The sequence below is a fragment of the Thalassobaculum fulvum genome (genome assembly GCF_014652915.1).
In the GTDB taxonomy this organism is placed as follows: domain Bacteria; phylum Pseudomonadota; class Alphaproteobacteria; order Thalassobaculales; family Thalassobaculaceae; genus Thalassobaculum_A; species Thalassobaculum_A fulvum.
In genome coordinates, this window is sequence record NZ_BMZS01000008.1 from 285262 (window position 1) to 306231 (window position 20970).

The window sequence follows — 20970 nt, forward strand, 5'->3', positions numbered from 1 at the left end:
TGCCGGCCGGCGGACCGGGGGGCGGGACGCCGAACGACGGCAACAGGGGGCAACCGACGACGATGACGACAATCGGTGTGCGCACCGGCGCGCTGCTGGCCGGTGTGGCCGCCTACGGGTGGGCGATGGGCCCTGCCGCGGCCGCTGACGAACTCAGCGGCGGCGATACGGCCTGGATTCTGACCTCGACGGCGCTGGTGCTGTTCATGACCCTGCCGGGGCTGGCGCTGTTCTACGCCGGCCTGGTGCGGGCCCGGAACGTGCTCTCGGTCATCATGCACTGCGTGGCGGTGGCCTGCGTGGTCTCGCTGGCCTGGCTGGCCGGCGCCTACAGCCTGGCGTTCGGCGACGGCGGCGCGAGCCAGGCCTGGATCGGCGGGCTCGGCAAGGCGATGCTGGCCGGGGTCGGGGCCGACTCGCTCTGGGGCACCATCCCCGAGCCGGTGTTCTTCATGTTCCAGATGACCTTCGCGATCATCACCCCGGCGCTGATCATCGGCGCCTATCCGGAACGCGTCCGGTTCGCCGCGGTGCTGCTGTTCAGCCTGGTCTGGCTGGCAGTCGTCTACGCCCCGGTCTGCCACTGGATCTGGGGCGGCGGCTGGCTGGCCGAGATGGGCACCATCGACTTCGCCGGCGGCATCGTGGTGCACACCACGGCCGGGGTGTCGTCGATCGTGTTCGCACTGATGCTGGGGCCGCGCCGCGGCTTCCCGAGCGAGCTGCGGCCACCGCACAACCCGGGCATGGTCGCCACCGGCGCCTGCATGCTGTGGGTCGGCTGGTTCGGCTTCAACGCCGGCAGCGCGCTCGGCGCCAACGGCTCGGCCGGCATGGCGATGCTGGTGACCCACATCTCGGCCTCGACCGCGGCGCTGGTATGGGCCGGCATCGAGTGGCTGCGCTACGGCCGGCCCAGCCTGGTCGGCATCGTCACCGGCCTGGTCGCCGGGCTCGCCTCGATCACCCCGGCGGCCGGCTCGGTCGGGCCGGTCGGCGCGGTGATCATCGGGGTGATCGCCGGCAGCTTCTGCCAGTGGCTCTCCGGGTTCATGAAGTTCCGCCTGAGGGTCGACGACTCGCTCGACGTGTTCGCCGTGCACGGCGGCGGCGGCATCCTCGGCTCGATCCTGGTCGGCGCGCTGGCGGTCCCGGCGCTCGGCGGCCTGGGGCTCGCCGACGGCGTGAGCATCGCCGACCAGCTCGGCGTGCAGGCGCTGGCGGTCGGCGTCACCGCCGTCTGGTCGGCGGCGGCGAGCTGGGCGATCCTGGCGGTGCTGCGCGCGACCGTCGGCCTGCGGGTCAGCGAGGAGACCGAGATCGAGGGCCTGGACATCACCGCGCACGGCGAACGCGGCTACGAGCTGACCTGAGGAGGCGAGCGTGAAACTGATCAAGGCCATCTTCAAGCCGCACCGGCTCGACGCCGTGCGCGAGGCCATGGGCGAGGTCGGCATCCAGGGCATGACGGTGTCGGAGGTGAAGGGCTTCGGGCGCCAGAAGGGCCAGACCGAGATCTACCGGGGCGCCGAGTACCAGGTCTACTTCGTGCCGAAGGTCCAGCTCGAGACCGTGGTGCCGGACGAGCTGGCCGACCGGGCGGTCGAAGCGATCGCCGCGGCGGCCCGCACCGACCGCATCGGCGACGGCAAGATCTTCGTGCTCGACGTCGACCGGGCCGTGCGCATCCGCACCGGCGAGGAGGGCGACGAGGCGCTGTAGGTCAGGACCGGCGGGCGTCGGCCACCAGCGAGCGCGCCTCCCAGCGGCCGGACCGGACCGCATCGTCGACCAGGTCCAGGATCAGGCCGCGCATGGTCTCCAGCGCGAAGGTCGCCGGCCGCCCGGCCATCTCGCACAGGTAAAGGGTACGGGTCATCTCCGGCTCGACGATCGGCCGGACGTGCAGGGCGCCGGACTGCAGGTGCTCCTGCATGATCAGCGTGGTGCCGACCAGGCAGCCGAGGCCGGCCACCAGCGAGCCGCCGATCGCCTGCAGCGAGTTCATCTGCAGCATCGCCCGGCTCTCGAGCTTCTTGAGCAGCCCCGGGTCGTCGATGATCGCCCGCGTCGACAGGCCCGGACGCAGCGACAGCAGGGGCAGCTCGAGCAGCTCGGCGAAGGCGATCGGCGCGTCGGTGCCGCCGATGATCTCCCGCCGGCCCAGGCACACCAGCCGCTCCTCCAGCACCGGCGTGGTCTTCAGCGCCGGCTCCGCGGTCGGGTTGTAGACCAGGGCGATGTCCACGTCCGAGTTCACCAGATGCATCACGATCGAGCCGGACAGGCCCTCGGTCAGGCACAGCCGCAGCTTCGGATAGTCGGCCAGCACCGCGCGCGCCAGCGGCACCCCGATCGCCTTGACCACCGAGTGCGACAGGCCGACCGAGACCTCGCCGGATATCTCGCCGTCGGCTTCGCGGATGTCGCGCTCGGCCGCCGCCATCGCCTTCAGGATCGACTTGGCATGGGCATAGAGCCGCTCTCCGGCCGCGGTCGGCTGCAGGCCGCGCGGCTTGCGCACGAACAGCGGGGTCGACAGCTCGGCCTCCAGGTTGGCCAGGTGGTGGCTCAAGGCGGACACCGCCACGCGCGCATGCTGGGCGGCGTTCGACAGGGTTCCGTGTTCGTAGATCGCGGTGAAGTACCGTAGTTGCCGGACGTCCATCGGTTTCTCGATTTTCGAACACAACGTTACAATCACTATAATTTTCCGACAGGTCGGGCAACGTTAACCTGCCGAAGGGAACCACACCGCGCGACGGAGCTGCCGGCCGATGGACGCGAACTTCAGGCCGCTCGACGGCATCCGCGTCGTCGAGATGAGCCACATGATAATGGGGCCGTCCTGCGGCATGTTCCTGGGGTTCCTGGGTGCCGAGGTCATCAAGGTCGAGCCGCCTGCAGGCGACAAGACCCGCAGGCTGGGCGGCATGGGCCGGCCGATGTTCCCGCTGTTCAACCGCGGCAAGAAGTCGGTCCAGCTCGACCTGACCACCGAGGCGGGGCGTGCCGCGCTCGACCGGCTGCTGGCGACCGCCGACGTGTTCGTCGAGAACTTCCGCGACGCCTCGCTGTCGAAGATGGGCGCCGATCTGGAGCGCCTGCGGGCCACCTACCCCGGGCTGATCGTCGCCTCTCACAAGGGCTTCCTGCAGGGGCCCTACCAGGACCGCACCGCCCTCGACGAGGTGGTGCAGATGATGACCGGGCTCGCCTACATGACCGGACCGAGCGGCCGCCCGCTGCGCGTCGGCTCGTCGGCCAACGACATCATGGGCGGGCTGTTCGGGGCGTTCGCGGTCTTGGCCGCCCTGCTGGAGCGCAAGGAGACCGGGCGCGGCCGCGACCTGCGGATCGGCCTGTTCGAGAACTGCCTGCTGCTGGTCGCCCAGCACATGGTCCAGTTCGAGCTCGAGGGCCGCAACCCGCCGCCGATGCCGGAGCGGGACTTCTCCTGGCCGGTCTACGACATCTTCGACACCGCCGACGGCCGCCAGATGTTCGTCGGCGCCGTGACCGAGGGACAGTGGTCGGCCTTGTGCGACCTGCTCGGGCTCGACGCGCTGAAGGCCGACCCGCGGCTGCAGACCCGGCCCGACCAGATCGCCGCGCGGTCGTGGACCATCCCGATCGTCGCGAAGGCGATCGCCGACCGCGACTCGCGCGAGCTGGAGCGGGCGTTCGAGGCGATCGGCATCCCCTACTCGCCGATCGCCCGGCCCTGCGACATGTACCAGGACCCGCACGTGATGCGCCCGGGAGGCCTCGCCACCTCGCGGCTGCCCGACGGTACCAGCTTCCGGGCGCCGTCGCTGCCGTTCGAGGTCGACGGCGTGATGCTGGCCGGCGGCGGCGACCTGCCGGCGGTCGGCGACCATACCGACGCGGTCCTCGGCGCACTCGGCATGAACGCCGCCGCGATCGCCGCCGCCCGCGGCACCTGATCATCCCGGGGCGGGCACCGGTCCGTCCCACCAATTCGCGTCAAGAACCCAACGGGAGGAAGATCATGAACAGGATCGCAGCTACCGTCGCAGCACTCGCGCTGTCGACCTCCATCGCCGGGGCGGCGTCGGCCGCCGAGACCATGCGCTGCAGCCACCAGCTGCCGCCGCCTCACCACATCGCCAAGGTCATCGACCGCTGGGCGGCCGAGGTCGAGACGCTGTCGGGCGGCGAGATCGACGTCCAGGTGTTCGGCGCCGACAGCCTGGTGAAGGCCAAGGACAACATCCTGTCGACCGCCAAGGGCGACATCGAGTGTGCGTTCTCGCTGAACTTCCAGTGGGGCAAGACGCTGCCGCTGATGAACGTCACGCTGGGCCCGTACACCATGTCGTCGATCGCCGCCTGGAAGAAGTGGCCGACCTCCGAGGCCGCCGCCTTCCTGGAGGAGAAGCTGTCCGAGAAGGGCGTGAAGAACGTCGCCTGGATGTTCATCACCAACACCAGCGTGTTCACCTCCAAGGGCAAGGCGCTGATCACGCCGGAGGACTTCAAGGGCATCAAGATGCGCGGCATCGGCCCGTCCTTCGACCGGGCGCTGAACGCCATGGGTGCGGCCACCGTGTCGATGCCGGGCAGCGAGGTCTACCAGGCGCTGGCGGCCGGCGTGATCGACGCCGCCATCACCGACGTCGCCGCCGCCTGGTCGCGCAAGTACTACGAGGTCCAGGACCACATGACCGTGGTGCCGGTGCTGGCGGCCTACGTCCACGGCTACGTCAACCCCGCCTGGTACGCCAAGCTCAGCGACAAGTCGAAGGCCGCCCTCAAGCAGGCCGGCGAGAAGGCCGCCGGCTGGGCGCTCGAGGCCTCGCAGGAAGCGGCCGCCGCAGCCCCGCAGCAGCTCGCCGACAAGGGCGTGAAGGTGCACATCGCGACCGACGCCGAGAACGCCGCGTTCAAGGCGATCATGCAGCCGGCCTACGCCGAGGGCTTCGAGAAGGAGACCGGCGCCGAGGGCAAGAAGCTGCTCGAACTGGTCGCGAAGATCCAGTAACTGCGGGTCATGACGGACCCGCATGACCGACCCGGGGAGGGAACCGTGCCCTCCCCGGCCGACACTCCCTGGCCGCTGGCCGCGGCCAACGCGGTCTCGATCGCCGGCGGGGCGCTCGGCGCCCTGCTGATCGTCGTGGTTCTGGCCATGACCACGGTCGGCGTGTTCAGCCGCTACGTGCTGTCGCGCCCGATTCTCGGGATCGACGAGGGCACCGGCTTCCTGGTCGTCGCGATCGTCATGCTGGGAGCGGCCGAGGCCCTGCGCAAAGGCGACCATATCCGCATCGACCTGCTGGTGGACGTCGTCGGGCCGCGAACCCGCCTCGTCCTCGACCTGTGGGCCCATGCCGCCGTGCTGGCGTTCGCGGTGCTGCTGTTCCGGACCGCCTGGCACACGGTGAGCTTCTCGCACTCGTTCGGCGCCTATTCGGACGGCTACCTGGCCCTGCCGCTGTGGATCCCGCAGTCGGCGATGCTGGTCGGGGCCGTGCTGCTCGGCCTGCAGGCGGTCGCCGGGCTGGTGCGGCAGGTGTGGCGGTGAGCATGCGATCCCGCACGATGCGATCCGGCCAGACGCCCCCCTCCCTGACGTCATTCCGGGGCGGGCCGCGCGAGCGGCACGCATCCGGAACCCACCGGTGGCTGCTGCGTCTGCCGCCGACGCTGCCCGTCGCTTCGTGGGTTCCGGCTCGCCCACGCCGACGCGTGGACGTCCGGAATGACGTCAGCAAAGGGGAAGCAAGGTCGCCCCGCACGAGCGAGCCGGCTCGAGGCGTACCGGCGGTCGACTGGCCCGTCCCGGAGCCGTCGCACCTGGCCCGGCGAGGGCGCCAATGACGACCGTCCTGATCCTCGGCAGCCTGCTCGCCCTGCTGCTGACCGGCATGCCGATCTTCGCCGCCCTCGGCCTCGCCTCGCTCGGCGTGCTGATGCTGTACGAGGGCAAGATCTCCAGCATGGCGGACACCGTGTTCGCCAGCCTCGACAACCCGCTGCTCGCGACCATCCCGATGTTCGCCCTGATGGCGCACATCATGATCAAGGCCAAGGTGGTCGACGACCTGTACGACATGGCCAACAAGCTGGTCGGGCACGTCAAGGGCGGGCTCGGCTTCGCCACCATCCTGTCGTGCACGATCTTCGCGACGATCTCCGGCTCGTCGGTGGCGACCGCGCTGACCATCGGCTCGATCGCGATCCCGCAGATGCAGCGCTTCCGGTACCGCAAGCGCGACACCTACGGGATCATCGCCGCCGGCGGCACGCTCGGCATCCTGATCCCGCCGTCCGGGCCGATGATCCTGTACGCGATCGTCACCAACGCCTCGATCGGCGCGCTGTTCCTGGCCGGGCTGGTGCCCGGGCTGCTGATGGCGGTGATGTTCGCCGGCTTCAGCTGGTTCCAGGCGAACGCCCACGGCGAGACCGTCGGGCAGGACTGGGCCGGCACGCGCGAGGTGCTGCGGGCGCTGCGCAAGTCGATCTGGGCGGTACTGATGCCGCCGGTGGTGCTGGGCGGCATCTATCTCGGGGTGTTCACCGCCGGCGAGGCGGCGGCGGTCGGCGCGGTCTACGCCCTGCTGGTGGCGCTGCTGGCCTACCGCAACGTCTCGTTCGCCGACCTGGTCGACTGCGCCTGGCAGACCCTGCGGACCAGCGCGATGCTGTTCATGATCATCGCGGCGGCCGCCCTGCTCGGCCACGCGGTCACGATCATCCGGCTGCCGGCCCAGCTGATGGAGGCGGTGACCGCGCTCGGCCTGTCGGAGACCGGGTTCATCTTCGCGGTCATGCTGACGATCTTCCTGCTCGGCATGTTCCTGGAGACCATCGCGATCATCCTGATCACCACGCCGATCATCCTGCCGGTTCTGATCGCCCTGCACATCGACCCGGTGTGGTACGGGGTCATGCTGATGATCAACCTGGAGCTGGCGCTGATCACCCCCCCGGTCGGCATGAACCTGTTCGTGATCAAGGGCGTCACCGGCGCCCCGCTGACCGACATCATGCGCGGTGCGGCGCCCTACGTGGCGCTGCTGCTGGTCGGGCTGGCGATCATCTGGGCGTTCCCCGAGCTGTCGCTCTGGCTGCCGCGAACGGCAGGGTTCGGGGGGTAGCAGCGTTCCGGCACTCGCGTTGCCGCCAGCACGGGGCCGTGGCAGGCTTCGGGAAAACGGGCGAACGGGAGGATCGTCATGGCCGCGACCGTGGTCGACCGCTTCATCGACGAGGTCCGCTCGGCCGTGGCCGAGGCGCCGGACGCGGCCGCCGCCGTCGACCGCGTGGTGCCGCTGATGCGCACTCTCGCCGGCGACCGCTCGTGGATCCGGCCGGAGTATTACGAGGTCGATGCCGACCAGGGCTTCGGCATCGTGGTGCTGCACGAGGAACCGCAGGACGGCTTCCTGGTGGAGACCATCTGCTGGGCCCCGGGGCGCGGGGTGGCGCCACACGACCACCGCACCTGGGGCGTCGTGATCGGTCTCGACGGCCGCGAGGTCAACGTCGACTGGCGGCGGCTCGACGACGGCAAGGTGCCCGGCCGCGCCACGCTGGAGACCGCCGCCGAGACCGTGGTCGAGCAGGGCGTGGTGAAGACCTTCGCGCCGGCCGACATCCACAGCATCCGCAACGCGTCCGACCGACCGTCGCTGTCCCTGCACGTCTACGGCCGCAACCTCGCGAAGCTCGACCGGTCGGAGTTCAACCCGCTGGCCGGGACGGAGGCCCCATGTCCGAAGCGAGCCAAGAAGCAGGCCAACACCGAGTAGAACCGGGCAGCGTCGCCGGACGGCTGGCGGCCTGGTGCGCCGGCCGCGGCAAGGTCTGGTCGGACCTGGCGGTCGGCCGCGCCCGCGACGCGGTCGAGGATACGATCGCCTGCATGATCGCCGGGGCGCACGAGGCGCCGGCGGTGGCGGCACGGCGGGCGGCCCTGGCCTGGGGGCGCGGCGGCGCGACCGCGGTCGGCACCGCCGGCCGGCTGTCGGCACCGGCCGCCGCCCTGGTCAACGGCACCGCCGCCCACAGCCTGGACTACGACGACATCTTCGTGCCGAGCTTCGGCCACGCCAGCGCGGTGCTGGTGCCGGCCCTGCTGGCGCTGGCCGAGGAACGCGGGCGGGACGGCCCGGCCCTGCTCGACGCCTACATCGTCGGCCTGGAGATGCAGGCGGCGGTCGGCGCCGGGGTCAACCGGGCGCACTACCTGGCCGGCTGGCACAGCACCTCGACGATCGGCTGCATCGGGGCCGCCGCCGGCTGCGCCCGGCTGATCGGCCTAGACGCCGAGGGCATCGCCCAGGCGATGGTGCTGGCGGTCAGCATGGCCGGCGGGACCAAGGTCCAGTTCGGCACCGCGGCCAAGCCGCTGCACGCCGGGCTCGGCGCCCAGCACGCGGTGCAGGCCGCCGTCCTGGCCGAGGCCGGCATGACCGGCCGGCCGGAGGCGCTGGAGGGCCGGTTCGGCTTCCTGGAGCTGTACGGCGCCGGTGAGACCCGCGGCTGGGAGGGCCATCTCGAAGGCCTGGGCGATACGCCGGCAATCGAGACGGTCGGGCTCAACGTCAAGCGCCACCCGTGCTGCGGCTCGGCCCACAACACGCTCGACTGCGTGCTCGAGCTGCAGGCCGAGCACGGCTTCGCGGCAGCCGAGGTCGAGCGGGTCGACACCCTGGTCGGTTCGATCAACGTCCGCAACCTGATGTACGCCACCCCGCGCAACGAGATGGAGGCGCGGTTCTCGATGCCCTACTGCGTCGCGGCGGCCCTGCATCGTGGCCGGCTCAGCCTGGCCGACTTCCGGCCGGAGGCGGTGCGGCGCCCGGCGATCGTCGCGATGATCCCGCGGATCCACATGACCGGCCGCGACCCGAAGGACGAGCCGACCGAGGCCGGCACCCGGCTGCCCCACGAGGTCCGGATCCGGCTGGCCGACGGCCGGGTCCTGGAGCGCGCGCGCACCTGGCCGCGCGGCGGGGTCCAGGCGCCGCTCGACGCCGAGGACCGCCGGATCAAGTTCGAGGACTGCGTGGCCCCGGTCCTGGGAGCCGACGCGGCGGCGACGCTGCGCACCAGCCTCGGCCGGCTCGACCGGCTCGCCGATCTGTCCGAGGTGACCGCCGCGCTGGCGCTTGCCGGGACCGGCGCCGCGGCCGGTGCAGCGGAGTAGCGCCGCAGAGTAGCGCCGCAGGGCGGCGCCGGCCGGAGCCTGCGGATCAGCGCCCCCAGCCGGAATACACCCATTGCCCGATCACGCCGCCGGTCACCGCCGCACCGACCGCCACGAGACGCGACGTGGCGAGCGCCGCCTCGAGAGTCGCCCCCGTGACCGGGGCTCCGGCGAGCGCTGCCGAGACCGCCGAGTATCCGAGCATCGGCAGGACCGTGTTGGCCGCCACGACGCCCGCGACGGCGCCGAGGGCGATCGCCGTCATGCTGTATCCGGCGGACGCCCGCGGCTGGCCGACGATCTCCTCGTAGGTCACCGGCGGAAGGCCGGAACTCTCGGCGTTCCGGTCGGCGTATGCCGCGACGCGGGCGATCGGAGCTCCCGACGGGATCTCGGCGGCGGCGGCCCCCGCCCAGCCGACGGCCAGGAGCGTGGCGAGTGCGAACAGCGTGGCGATGCGGAACATCAGCTAGTCTCCCCGGTCAAGCCGCGCTTCCGATCGGCGGGCAGCCGCTGCGGCATCGACGTTGCAGGCTTACTTGTCGGCGGCCGGCGCGGACTCGTTCATGAGCCTCTCGACCGGCACGCACAGCATGGTCACGTTCTTGGCGTTGAGCGAGGCGAAGCCCTCGACCGCTCCCCGGGTGTCGGTCTCGGGGATCCGCACCTGGGGAACCGCCTCGATGCAGGCGTCGCGCGTCGCGAAGTGGCCGACCGAAGCCGGCACGCTGCTCCCGACGAACACCATCAGGACCCATTTCACCAAGATCGCCTCCTGTCATTCGATCGGTCGCGCCGCCCTAGCGTCCGGTCCGGGTCGCGGTCGAGCCCACGACGACGATCGGCATCACGCCGACGATGTTCTCCGTGTAGATCGGATCCCAGTCGGGATGTCCCGTCGGCACGCTGAGCTCGGCGATCATCCGGTCGATCTCCTTCTCCTCGGCGGAGTCCGGGGGGATCCGCTGCCTGAGCAGCCGGAGCGGCAGGTCGTAGGTCCTGTCGGCCCGAAAGGCCTGCCGAAGCTTCGGCACGGCCTCGTCGGGGCGGCCCTGCTTCTCCAGGCTGATCGCCCACATGACGAAGGCGGCCGAACGGGTCTGGGCAAACTCCGCCGGGGCGGCGTGACGGATCGCGGCGTCAAAGGCCTCGATCGCGTCCCGATGGCGCCCGTTGCCGGCAAGCACAGTGCCGAGGTTCAGCCAGGCCGGCGCGAAGTCCGGGCTGATCGAGAGAACGTCGAGAAACGCCCGGCCCGCCTCCTGGTCCCGGTGCAGCATGGCCAGGGCCACACCGCGCAGGTTGAGAAGCCATGGCCGGTCGCTGTCGGTGACCGTGGGCAGCGCTTCCTCGGCGCAGCGCAGCGTCTCGACCGGGTCCGGCCGCCCCTCCATCAGCGAACGCCGGAGCAGCTCGGCACACGCGACCTGCGGATCGACCAGCCGCACCAGCACCCATCCGGCATCCCGCATCAGCTGGTCGAGCTGGTCCATCGGCCGCTCGAAGCGCGCCCGGACGACCTGCTGGTCGGACCGGCGCGCCCGCAGCTCCATGAGCGCCTTGCCGTGCTCCGCGACGATGTCGCCGGTTATCGTGAACTCGAGCAGCCCGACGGACTGCTGGACGCGCTGCAGGAGACGCAGCACGCCGGCGTCGCGGGCGATCTTGTCTATGGAGCCGTCGGCGTTCGGGGTCGAGATGCGGGTCCCGCGACTGAAGGACCGGGCCCGACGCATCACCAGATAGGCTTCGTCCTTCAGCTTCTGCTCGATCGACGCCGGGGTGTAGCCCCAATGCTCGCCGATCGCCTCGGAGATGGTGATCCGGCTGATCGTGACCGGCCGGACGTCGAGGCTCGATTCCAGCCCGATGATGCCGAGCACGATCCCGAACAAGGAGATGAGATCGCCCATCGACCGGCTCCATCCGCCACCGAAGTCCCGCAGGGACTGCACAACGACGCGGCAGGATAGAGGCCCGTTCAGCCCCGGACGTTGATCAGGATCAAGACCAGCCCCACCAGGCCCGGACCGCGCGTCCCATGACCCGGGTCAGGTCGTCACCGGCGAGCCAGGGCAGTTCCTCGGTGAACATGGTCACGCACTGCCGCCAGGAGCACGGCATCTTGGAGATGTCGGTGCCCCAGAACACCCGGTCGGGGCCGAACGCGTCGAACACCTGCCGGAGGTATGTGTGCATCGCCGGAAACGGATAGGCCTCGCCGGAGTAGCCCGGCACGCCGGTCGCCTTCACTGCGACGTTCGGCAGCCTGGCCAGCTTCAGCAGGTCCGGGATGTGGGTCATCGCGGCGGCGTCCTTGAGCGTCGTGTTGCCGCCCCTGCCGCCGAGATGGTCGATGCTGAGCCGCAGGCCGGGATGCCGGGCGGCGACCTCCCCCAGCACCTCGAACGATCCGGTCGCCAGGGTCGTCACCGGAAGGCCGAACCGCTCGGCGGCGTCCCAGAACCACTCCAGCTCGCCGTCGTGCAGTCTCCGGCGGTTCTCGCCCTCCAGGAACATGCAGCGCAGGCCGAGCATGCCTGTTCGCTCGCGCCAGCGTGCCATGGCCGCCCGGCTCTCGTCCGGCCGGCCCAGGTCGACGGCGCCGATGATCGCGAAACGGCCGGGCCAGGTCCGGACGGCGTCGACCGCCAGCCCGGTCGAGGTCGGGTCCCAGGACGGCGGGTGGATCACCGCGGCGTCGACCCCGGCCTCGTCCATCATCGCGACGGCCTCGGCCGCGCCGAACGACGTCACCTGCCAGTGCGCCATGTTGCTCGGCAGCCCGGTCCCCCAGACGTGGATCTGAGCGTCGACGATCTCCAACGGTCTCTCCTCCGCCGCGGCCCGGCCCCGAAGCCGATCGCCGCCCTACGCCCCCTTGGCCTCCGGCCGCCACACCTCGACCCGGTTGCGGCCGTTCTGCTTGGCGGCGTACAGCGCCTTGTCGGCGCGCTCGATCAGCTCCTCGAGCGGCCGGCGCGGCGTCATCAGGGTCAGGCCGAACGACACCGTGACGGCGAGCTCGCGGCCGTCGCCGAGCCCGATCGGCTGGCCGGCGACCCGCTCGCGCACCCGCTCCAGCACCCGCCGCGCCTCCTCCGGCCCGGTGTCAGGCAGGCACAGCAGGAACTCCTCGCCGCCGTAGCGGTACACCGAGTCGTAGGGCCGCAGGCTCTCGATCAGCAGCCCGGCGACCGCCGACAGCACGATGTCGCCGGCGGCATGGCCGTAGCCGTCGTTGATCGACTTGAAGCGGTCGACGTCGGCCAGCGCCAGGCAGCCCGGCGTGCCGGAGCGCCGGGCCCGCTGCATCTCGCGCTTGAGGTCGCGCAGCATGACCTGGCGGGTCTGGGCACCGGTCAGCGGGTCGATGTCGCTGATCGCCGCCTGGAACGCCCGCACCAGCCGGCCGGCCAGCTCGTCGAACGCCCGGACCTTGTCGAGCAGGGCGTCGTACTCCTCGACCGGGACCTTGGCGTCCTTCCAGGCCCGGCCGGCCAGCAGCGCGATGTGGTTCAGCAGCGCCTCGTGCAGCGCCACCAGGGTGCCGAAGGCCGGCTGGTCGACCGGCGGCGTCTCCTTGCGCTGCTCGTACCACAGGCCGAACGCGCTCTCGCCGTGGGCGCCGAGCTTCAGCAGGTCCGGGTCCGGCCGCACCTTGGATATCGCCGAGCGGTGGAAGCGGGCCAGCCGGTCGTCGACCTCGGCCCGCGCCCGCTCGATCGCCGCCACCAGGCGGTCGTAATTGTGGCGATGGGAGGCGGCGTTGCCGGCGGTCATCGCCGGCTCCGCGTGCCTGCCGGGCCCCGCCGCATCCCCTCCCGCCGCACCCGCATCACCCCGCCAGCTCGACCCGGTCCCGGTACTCGTCCAGCGCCTCCGGGTTGGCCAGCGCCTCGACGTTCTTGACCGGCCGGCCGTGCACCACGTTGCGGACCGCCAGCTCGACGATCTTGCCGGACTTGGTGCGCGGGATGTCGCCGACCGCCAGCACCTTGGCCGGCACGTGGCGCGGCGTGGCGCCGGTGCGGATGCGCTGCTTGATCTTCGCCACCAGGTCGTCGTCGAGGGTCACGCCCTCGGCCAGCCGCACGAACAGCACGACCCGCACGTCGCCCTGCCAGTCCTGGCCGATCACCAGCGACTCCAGCACCTCCGGCAGCTGCTCGACCTGACGGTAGATCTCGGCGGTGCCGATGCGCACGCCGCCCGGGTTCAGCACCGCGTCCGACCGGCCGTAGATCACCATGCCGCCGCGCGGCGTCAGCTCGACGTAGTCGCCGTGGCACCACACGCCGGGCCAGGTCTCGAAATACGCTGCCCTGAACTTGGCGCCGTCGGGATCGTTCCAGAAGTAGATCGGCATGCACGGAAACGCCTTGGTGCAAACCAGCTCGCCCTTCTCCCCGACGACGGCCTGGCCCGCCTCGTTCCAGACCTCGACCGCCATGCCGAGGCCGCGCTTCTGGATCTCGCCGCGCCACACCGGCCCGATCGGGTTGCCGAGCACGAAGCACGACACGATGTCGGTGCCGCCGGAGATCGAGGCCAGCTGGATGTCCTCCTTGATGTGCTCGTACACGTAGTCGAAGCCCTCGGGCACCAGCGGCGAGCCCGTCGAGGTCATGGTCCGGACGGTCGAGAGATCGTGGGTCGACTTCGGGTCCATGCCGCCCTTGTTCAGGGCGTCGATGTACTTGGCCGAGGTGCCGAACAGGGTCATGCCCTCGGCGTCGGCGTAGTCGAACAGGATGTTGCCGTCCGGGTGGAACGGCGAGCCGTCGTACAGCAGCAGGGTCGCCTCGGCCGCCAGGCCGGAGACCAGCCAGTTCCACATCATCCAGCCGCAGGTGGTGAAGTAGAACGCCCGGTCGCCCGGCCGCACGTCGGTCTGCAGCTTGTGCTCCTTGAGGTGCTGCAGCAGGGTGCCGCCGATGCCGTGGACGATGCACTTCGGCACGCCGGTCGTGCCCGACGAGAACATGATGTAGAGCGGGTCGTTGAACGGCATCCGCGTGAACTCGAGGTCTGGCACCGGGCCGCCGCCCAGGTAGTCGGCCCACAGCGTCGCCTTCTCGATGCCCGAGATGTCCGGCGCCTCGTTGACGTAGGGGACGACCACGACGCGCTTCACCGTGGGAAGCTGGGCGGCGACCGCCGTCACCTTGTCTCGGATGTCCAGGCTCTTGCCGGCGTAGTAGTAGCCCTCGACCGCGATCAGCACGGTCGGCTCGATCTGGCCGAAGCGGTCGAGCACGCCCTGGATGCCGAAGTCCGGCGAGCAGGACGACCACACCGCCCCCAGCGAGGTGGCCGCCAGCATGCCGACGACGGTCTCCGGCATGTTCGGCATGTAGGCCGCGACCCGGTCGCCCGGGCCGACGCCGTCGGCCTTCAGGGCGGCGGCGAGGCGGGCGACGGATGCCCGGACCTCGGCCCAGCTCAGCCGCCGCTTCACCTTGTCCTCGCCCCAGAACACCATGGCGTCGCCGTCGCCGTCGCGGCGCAGCAGGTTCTCGGCGAAGTTCACCCGGGCGTCGGGGAAGAACTTCGCACCCGGCATGGCGTCGCCGTCGGCCAGGCGCCGTGCGCCGCCCTCACCTGTGCCCTTGTCGCCGATCACCCCGCCGAAGTCCCAGACCTGCTCCCAGAAGTCCTCGCGGTTGTCGACCGACCAGCGCCAGAGCGCGTCGTAGTCGCTGATCTCGGTGTGGAAGCGTGCGTTCACGGCATCCATGAAGGCGGCGATCTGGGTCGCCCGTCGCCGATCCTCGGACGGTTCCCAGAGCTTGATCGCCTCGTCGGTCATGCTGTCCTCCCAACTCGAAGCCGTAGGGTCTCACGCCTGCCCCGGTTCTTACAGCCGGCCTACCGGACCGCGCAACGCCGACGCGGTTCGTCCGGGTTGCGGCTGGCCGTCCGCCTCGGTCCTACCTTCCAATCCCTTGTGCCCTTGTCTTGACCTGAGCAACCATGGTGGCCTGGGAATGAGCATGCACAAGTAGACTAAACACCCACTTTCGCATCGCAACCACCGGCGGCACTCGGGGCCATCCTCATGCTGAGACTCATGTCATTGCTACTATTCTTGGTCGCGACCCTCGCGACCTCACACGCATATTCCGAAGATTATCGCGACCTTCGGCTTTTTAACCGATATATCGCGACATTTAATTTGCCCGTTCACGTCGCCATCAACAGCTCGACGCCCCCCTCCAATGAAATATCGGGTCGGCGCTTGGATCGATAAATTCAACAACCTCGGCGATCAAGATTCATTATTACTTGATAATAAGATTACCTTTAATGATGCTATAGATTCTTTCACACCCCTGCTACTGATTGACGTCATCGAAGAAAACATTAGAACCAAACAGGATCGAAATAGATATGTCGCGCCAAAGGTTCGCAATTTGTTCGACAGAATTCACATGAGAACAGTCGACCGGTCTGTATCCGGAGGTGCCGCCGTTATCTTTCAACCCAGAATGCAGTATATCGATCCCAAATCCCAAATCGCGAACTGTGAATACGATGTCATCGGCACAGTCAATCCTCAATCAAATAACGAGACAATCGATGGACTTGCCGTGTACCTTGGCGTATGGAAGCACATATCTGAAAAGAATTTAGATGTATGTATAATTCACACCCTAGGTGCACTTGCAAACATCGAAATTCGCATTGCTGCGGTAAAGAATGAAGAATTAGGTGGCGATGTTTCAACTCTCGATTTCCGAAAATCCATTAGCGAACCCGTTTTCAAGAAATTCACAGACTTTCTCAATTCCAAAACAAGAAGATAGCCAATTAGAACGAAACAGAATCACGGCGACAGTGCACCGAATTGAAGGCCGTCATCGCCGCTGAGCGCATGCACTAAGGCCTCGGCCAAATCGGACCGTGATCTGAAAATACCGTGGCCATCCCACCCGGAATCGCAATGGCGTCCGGGAAGGCCGAGCCGTCCCCGCCGGCCGGCGCAAGGCCGACGCAGGGCGGCCATGCGTCGAGGATGCTTGCTGCACCGCGAAACCGGCGTAGGCTCGGCGATCATGCCCGACACGCCAGCGGCCCCGTCCGGGGTCCTCCGCCGCCCCGCCGCCACCCTGCGCACCGCCCTCGACGCCGCCGAGGCGCGCTGGCTGGTGCTGCCCGGCAACGTCCGCGGCGCGGTGTGGATCATGCTGGCGGCCTGCCTGTTCACGGTCATGGGGGCGCTGATCAAGACGGTCGGCGCCCGGCTCGACAGCCTGCAGATCAGCTTCTTCCGCTGCGCCCTCGGGCTGGCGGTGATCCTGCCGTTCATGCTGGGCGCCGGGCCGGCGGCGTTCCGCACCGAGCGGCCGCTGATGCACCTGTGGCGCGGCCTGCTGGGTACCACCGCGATGTTCTGCGGCTTCTACGCGGTCACCCACCTGCCGCTGGCCGACGCCACCGCGATCGGCTTCGCCAACACCCTGTTCATGATCGTGCTGGCGGTGCTGTTCCTCGGCGAGCAGGTGCGCTGGCGGCGCTGGACCGCGACCGGGGTCGGCTTCGTCGGCGTGCTGGTGATGGTCGGACCGGCCGGCCAGAGCCAGGCCCTGCCGATGGCGATCGCCCTGTTCGGCACGCTCTGCGTGGCGACCGTGTCGGTGGTGATCAAGAAGCTGAGCCGGACCGAATCCCCGCTCAGCATCCTGTTCAGCTTCGGCCTGGTCTCGACGGTCGCGTCGGCCGGGCCGGCGATCATGGTCTGGCAGACCCCGACGCTCGCGGAACTGGGCCTGATGTTCCTGATCGCCGCGATCGGCACGGTCGCCCAGAACTGCGGCATCCGCGGCTACCGGGCCGGCGAGGCGACCGCGGTGGCGCCGTTCGACTACTGCCGCCTGCTGTTCGCCGGCGCGCTCGGCTACCTGGTGTTCGGCGACGTGCCGAGCCCGCAGACCCTGGCGGGGGCCGGGTTGATCGTCGCCGCCACCCTGTACATCGCCCGGCGCGAGGCGGCATTGGCGCGGCAGCCGGCGCAACCCGCCACGACACCCGCGCCGATCGCGCCTGTCGCGAAAGGCGAGCCGGCGGAGTAGTCTGAGCGTTCACAGCCGGGTCCACCCCCGCGGTGGGCACGACGCGTGGGGAGGCGTCGCGAAACGTGGCCGAAATCGTCGGATACGAGGTGCAAATCCGCCAGGGGCAGAATCCCTGGCAGACGGTCGAACGATTCGGCCCGGACGACCAGGCCGAGGCCAAGCGCAGTCTCGACCGCCTGCGGCTGGAGAACGGCGCGACGGCCGCCCGGCTGACCGAGGAGCGGGTCGACGCCCAGGGCTTCTTCCGCACCCGGACCCTGGGCCTGCGATCGGCCGTTCCCCCGGCCGGCGCCCCCGAGCGTCCGGCGCGCGGCGGCGCCGATCCCGCCGGGCGTGCTGCGGCGAAGCAGGCCGCCGCCGACGCGGCCGCCACCGGCAGGCTTCCGGACACGGGCAGGACGTCCGAGAGGGGCAGGTTTTCGGACGCGGGCAGGAGTCCGAGGGCAGGCCGGCCTACGGGCCCTGCGCCGCGTCGCGCCCCGCCCGCGCAGCAGGCCGCTCGCCCCGGGTCGCGGTTCTCGATCACCGACCTGCTCGGCTTCCTGTTCACGCCGATCCGGGATGCGGCCGCCCAGGCCGCGGCCGGCGGTGGCGCGCTCGCCCTGCCGCCGCCGCCGCAGCCGGTCGGCCGGCGCGGCGACCTGCCGGTCTACGCCGACGAGGCCGGCATGCCGACCGTCGACCTCTTCGTCTCCGACGCGATCGTCCGCGAGTTCCACAACTTCGTCGACGCCCTCGACGGCCTCGAAAGCGCGCAGCCGGCCCGCAACAACCCGCGCTTCGTCCAGGGCATCAGCCTGTTCAGCATCGGCGTGCTGTTCTCGATCGAGGAGCACATCGACATCTTCTCCGAGCGCGGCAAGACCGTGGTGCACGCCTGCCTCAGCCGGTTCCTCGAGCTGGTCGACACCGTCAACCACTTCCTGGAGGCGCTCGAGCGGTACCTGAAGGAGGCGGAGTCGGCGACCTGGATCCGCGCCGGCTCGCGCTGCTTCCGCTACTACCGGGAGACCGACCTGCAGAACCTGAACCGCGAGTTCGGCGAGGCGTTCGGGGTCTACGACGCGCTCGAGCAGCGGCTCGGCGGCCGGGTCAAGGTCGGCATCCTGTTCACCGACATCGTCGATTCCACCGCGCTGACCGGCGAGCTGGGCGACACCCTGGCGCAGGCGGTCGTTGATCACCACGACGCCATGGTCGAGGGCATCGCCCGCAAGTTCGGCGGCCGCAAGGTCAAGCATCTGGGCGACGGGCTGATGCTGTGCTTCGGCAGCGCCCAGGCCATGGCCGGCTGCATGACCTCGATCATCGACACCATGAAGGGGTTCGTGCAGCGCCCGGAGGTGCCGGTCTACCGGATCCGGTGCGGCGGGCACTTCGGCGAGGCGATCCACAAGGGCGACGATTTCTTCGGCAGCACCGTGCAGCTGGCGGCCCGGGTGGCCGGCTCCGCCGGGCCGAACGAGGCCCGGCTCTGCGCCACCGTCGTCGACCCCGACAATCCGGCGTTCCGGCGGTTCCAGGATTGCGGCGCCGCCACCCTGAAGGGCTTCGCCGAGCCGCGGGTGCTGGCCCGCTACCGGTGACCGCCGGACATCTCCCGACCTCCCGGCACGATCCCCCGGCGGCGATCCCCCGGCGGCGATCCCCCGGCGGCGGTCCTTGGTGATCGGCGGAGAGAGGCGTATCCTGCCGTCCTTGCCGGCGCGCGAACGACCGGCCGAACGGGGTCTCGCCTGGAGGAAGGCAATGGCCGCCGCCAAGAAATACGCCGAATTCCAGCTTCTCAGCGCCGACCCCGTCGACATCGACTCGCTGCCGGCGGGCTCGCCGGTCCTGCAGCTGCACGACTACTGGCGATCGATCGCCCCGACCCGGGCGCTGCTGCCCGGCCGGCAGCACCTCGACCCCCTGGACATCGACCCTCAGGTGATGCCCTGGGTCTTCCTGATGGACGTCGTCCGGCGCGACGGCGCGCCGCTGGACTATCGCTACCGGCTGGTCGGCACCGGCAACGTCGGCCTGGTCGGGCGCGACGCCACCGGCGAGCTCGCCAGCGCCGTGTTCAACCGGGTCGACGCGCCGTTCGTGCTGGACACCTTCGACCTGACCGTCGAGAACGCGGCACCGACCTACTGGATCGCCACGGTCCCGAACGACGTGATCGGCATGGTCACCATCCATCGCGGCCTGTTCCCGATGGCGCGCGACGGGCGGACGGTCGACATGCTGCTGTGCATCGCGGTCCCGCGCAGCCTGGCCTAGGCTCGCCCCCCGCCGCTCACACCACACGCAGCAGCGACGCCCCGAGGGACAGCAGCACCAGGGCGGTCGCGCGCCGGCGCAGCCCGAGATACCAGTCCGGCAGGTCGCCCCGGTCGCAGGCCCGGCGGTCGGCCAGATAGGCGGCGCCGAACCCCACTATCAGCAGGGTCAGGGCCCACGCGGCGGTCATCAGGGCCGCGACCCAGCCGATCAGCGCCGGCACCACCCCCCAGCCGAGGCGGCTCCAGAGACGATCCGCGTCCGGTCCGTCGGCGACCGCCACGCCCCAGTGCACGGCCCCAAGGAAGGCCAGCACGGCGACCGCGTAGAACACCTGGGCGTCGAGCGCGTGCGCCCCCCACTCCGGCGGCAGCAGCCAGAAGCCGGCCGCCCCGGCGGCGAACGGCACCACGCCCAGCCCGGTCAGCACCGCCGCGGCCGACGGCGTCTCGTGCATCCGGCCCACGCCCAGTCTCCTTCCTCGTGCATCGGCGCGCGATCTGCTATCACGCCCGCGACAGCCGGGAAACGGCCATGCGACAAGAGCGCACAAGCCGGCACCGGTCGGCGGGCCGGTCCGGCGGGATCGCGAGCGAGAGGGAACGGGCATGGATCTGCAGGGACAGGCGGCACTGGTCACCGGCGGTGGCGGCGGTCTCGGCGCCGGAACCGCGCGGGCGCTGGCGGCGCGCGGCGCCAAGGTCACGGTGCTGGACGTCAACGAGGCCGGCGCGCAGGCGGTCGCGGACGAGATCGGCGGCCTGGCCCTGGCCTGCGACGTCACCTCCGCGGACTCCGCCGAGGCGGCGGTCGCCCGGGCCCGCGAGGCGCACGGCGCGGCGCGGATCCTGGTGAACTGCGCCGGCATCGCCCCGGCCGAGCGGATCGTCGGCAAGACCGGGCCGATGCCGCTGGAGAACTTCCGCCGGGTCATCGACATCAACCTGATCGGCACCTTCAACCTGATCCGGCTGGCCGCCGCCGACATGGCCGGGCTCGAGCCTGACGCCGAGGGCCAGCGCGGGGTGATCGTGTCGACCGCCAGCGTGGCGGCGTTCGAGGGCCAGATCGGCCAGGCCGCCTACGCCGCCTCCAAGGGCGCGGTGCATTCGCTGACCATCGTCGCGGCCCGCGAGTTCGCGCGCACCGGCATCCGGGTCTGCACCATCGCGCCGGGCCTGTTCGGGACGCCGATGCTGCTCGGCATGCCGCAGGAGGTGCAGGACAGCCTGGCCGCCCAGGTGCCGTTCCCGTCGCGCTTCGGCACCCCGGACGAGTATGCCCGGCTGGTGCTCAGCATCGTCGACAACCCGATGCTGAACGGCGAGACCATCCGGCTCGACGGTGCCATCCGCATGGGCGCGCGCTGACACGTCCACCGCAGGCCGGAGCGTGGGTCCCGGCTCTCCGCCGCTTCGCCGCTCCGGCCGGGATGAGGAAGGTGGG

21 protein-coding genes are annotated in these 20970 nt (G+C 70.3%); 13 read left to right on the forward strand and 8 right to left on the reverse strand.

Annotated features, from left to right (window positions below):
* The first annotated feature begins 62 nt into the window (after positions 1-62).
* Both IE246_RS17815 and IE246_RS17820 read left to right on the forward strand, forming a co-directional pair.
* Positions 63-1373 carry an ammonium transporter gene (locus IE246_RS17815; RefSeq protein ID WP_229837358.1) on the forward strand — a complete coding sequence of 437 codons (1311 nt, stop codon included), beginning with the start codon at positions 63-65 and terminating at the stop codon, positions 1371-1373.
* Between the two features lie 10 nt (positions 1374-1383).
* Positions 1384-1722 (forward strand): P-II family nitrogen regulator, encoded by a 339-nt coding sequence (locus IE246_RS17820; protein WP_189992113.1) that lies wholly within the window; start codon positions 1384-1386, stop codon positions 1720-1722.
* A gap of 1 nt (position 1723) precedes the next feature.
* On the opposite strand, the gene IE246_RS17825 is transcribed toward IE246_RS17820, so the two are convergent.
* Positions 1724-2668, reverse strand: coding sequence for a LysR family transcriptional regulator (locus IE246_RS17825; RefSeq protein WP_189992115.1), 945 nt, complete (start codon positions 2666-2668; stop codon positions 1724-1726).
* A 109-nt stretch (positions 2669-2777) separates the two neighbouring features.
* Between IE246_RS17825 and IE246_RS17830 the strand changes: the two genes are divergently transcribed.
* From IE246_RS17830 to IE246_RS17855, 6 genes are all read left to right on the forward strand, one after another.
* Complete coding sequence (locus IE246_RS17830) at positions 2778-3947, forward strand: CaiB/BaiF CoA transferase family protein (protein WP_189992117.1); 1170 nt, start codon at positions 2778-2780, stop codon at positions 3945-3947.
* A gap of 65 nt (positions 3948-4012) precedes the next feature.
* Positions 4013-5005: a TRAP transporter substrate-binding protein DctP gene (gene dctP / locus IE246_RS17835; RefSeq protein WP_189992119.1), complete on the forward strand. Its 993-nt coding sequence runs from the start codon at positions 4013-4015 to the stop codon at positions 5003-5005.
* Positions 5006-5050: 45 nt separating this feature from the next.
* Positions 5051-5548: a TRAP transporter small permease subunit gene (locus IE246_RS17840; RefSeq protein ID WP_229837359.1), complete on the forward strand. Its 498-nt coding sequence runs from the start codon at positions 5051-5053 to the stop codon at positions 5546-5548.
* 292 nt (positions 5549-5840) lie between these two features.
* On the forward strand, positions 5841-7127 hold the full coding sequence (locus IE246_RS17845; protein WP_189992123.1) for a TRAP transporter large permease: 1287 nt from the start codon (positions 5841-5843) through the stop codon (positions 7125-7127).
* Between the two features lie 78 nt (positions 7128-7205).
* A complete protein-coding gene (locus tag IE246_RS17850) occupies positions 7206-7781 on the forward strand; it encodes a cysteine dioxygenase family protein (protein WP_189992125.1) in 576 nt (191 codons plus the stop codon).
* Complete coding sequence (locus IE246_RS17855) at positions 7742-9181, forward strand: MmgE/PrpD family protein (protein ID WP_189992127.1); 1440 nt, start codon at positions 7742-7744, stop codon at positions 9179-9181. The genes IE246_RS17850 and IE246_RS17855 overlap by 40 nt, the downstream gene beginning before the upstream one ends.
* Before the next feature lie 46 nt (positions 9182-9227).
* Here the strand turns inward: IE246_RS17855 and IE246_RS17860 are convergent, their stop codons facing one another.
* From IE246_RS17860 to IE246_RS17885, 6 genes are all read right to left on the reverse strand, one after another.
* A complete protein-coding gene (locus IE246_RS17860; protein WP_189992129.1) occupies positions 9228-9647 on the reverse strand; it encodes a hypothetical protein in 420 nt (139 codons plus the stop codon).
* A 69-nt stretch (positions 9648-9716) separates the two neighbouring features.
* Positions 9717-9947 carry a hypothetical protein gene (locus IE246_RS17865; RefSeq protein ID WP_189992131.1) on the reverse strand — a complete coding sequence of 77 codons (231 nt, stop codon included), beginning with the start codon at positions 9945-9947 and terminating at the stop codon, positions 9717-9719.
* A gap of 34 nt (positions 9948-9981) precedes the next feature.
* Positions 9982-11094 carry a tetratricopeptide repeat protein gene (locus IE246_RS17870; protein WP_189992132.1) on the reverse strand — a complete coding sequence of 371 codons (1113 nt, stop codon included), beginning with the start codon at positions 11092-11094 and terminating at the stop codon, positions 9982-9984.
* A 91-nt stretch (positions 11095-11185) separates the two neighbouring features.
* A complete protein-coding gene (locus IE246_RS17875) occupies positions 11186-12007 on the reverse strand; it encodes an amidohydrolase family protein (protein WP_189992134.1) in 822 nt (273 codons plus the stop codon).
* A 45-nt stretch (positions 12008-12052) separates the two neighbouring features.
* Entirely contained in the window at positions 12053-12964 is a 912-nt protein-coding gene (locus IE246_RS17880; RefSeq protein WP_189992136.1) for a diguanylate cyclase, read from the reverse strand.
* 55 nt (positions 12965-13019) lie between these two features.
* Positions 13020-14993 carry an acetoacetate--CoA ligase gene (locus IE246_RS17885; RefSeq protein WP_189992138.1) on the reverse strand — a complete coding sequence of 658 codons (1974 nt, stop codon included), beginning with the start codon at positions 14991-14993 and terminating at the stop codon, positions 13020-13022.
* 409 nt (positions 14994-15402) lie between these two features.
* Here IE246_RS17885 and IE246_RS17890 point away from each other — a divergent pair, with 409 nt between their 5' ends.
* The 4 genes from IE246_RS17890 (at position 15403) to IE246_RS17905 (ending at position 19524) form a co-directional block, all read left to right on the forward strand.
* Positions 15403-15990, forward strand: coding sequence for a hypothetical protein (locus IE246_RS17890; protein ID WP_189992140.1), 588 nt, complete (start codon positions 15403-15405; stop codon positions 15988-15990).
* Between the two features lie 249 nt (positions 15991-16239).
* Entirely contained in the window at positions 16240-17256 is a 1017-nt protein-coding gene (locus IE246_RS17895) for a DMT family transporter (protein WP_189992142.1), read from the forward strand.
* 65 nt (positions 17257-17321) lie between these two features.
* Complete coding sequence (locus IE246_RS17900; RefSeq protein ID WP_189992144.1) at positions 17322-18845, forward strand: adenylate/guanylate cyclase domain-containing protein; 1524 nt, start codon at positions 17322-17324, stop codon at positions 18843-18845.
* 163 nt (positions 18846-19008) lie between these two features.
* Positions 19009-19524, forward strand: a complete 516-nt coding sequence (locus IE246_RS17905) for a PAS domain-containing protein (RefSeq protein ID WP_189992147.1) — start codon at positions 19009-19011, stop codon at positions 19522-19524.
* 16 nt (positions 19525-19540) lie between these two features.
* On the opposite strand, the gene IE246_RS17910 is transcribed toward IE246_RS17905, so the two are convergent.
* Positions 19541-19981, reverse strand: coding sequence for a DUF3429 domain-containing protein (locus tag IE246_RS17910; protein ID WP_229837366.1), 441 nt, complete (start codon positions 19979-19981; stop codon positions 19541-19543).
* Between the two features lie 151 nt (positions 19982-20132).
* Between IE246_RS17910 and IE246_RS17915 the strand changes: the two genes are divergently transcribed.
* Positions 20133-20894 carry an SDR family NAD(P)-dependent oxidoreductase gene (locus IE246_RS17915; protein WP_189992151.1) on the forward strand — a complete coding sequence of 254 codons (762 nt, stop codon included), beginning with the start codon at positions 20133-20135 and terminating at the stop codon, positions 20892-20894.
* The last annotated feature ends 76 nt before the right edge of the window (positions 20895-20970 follow it).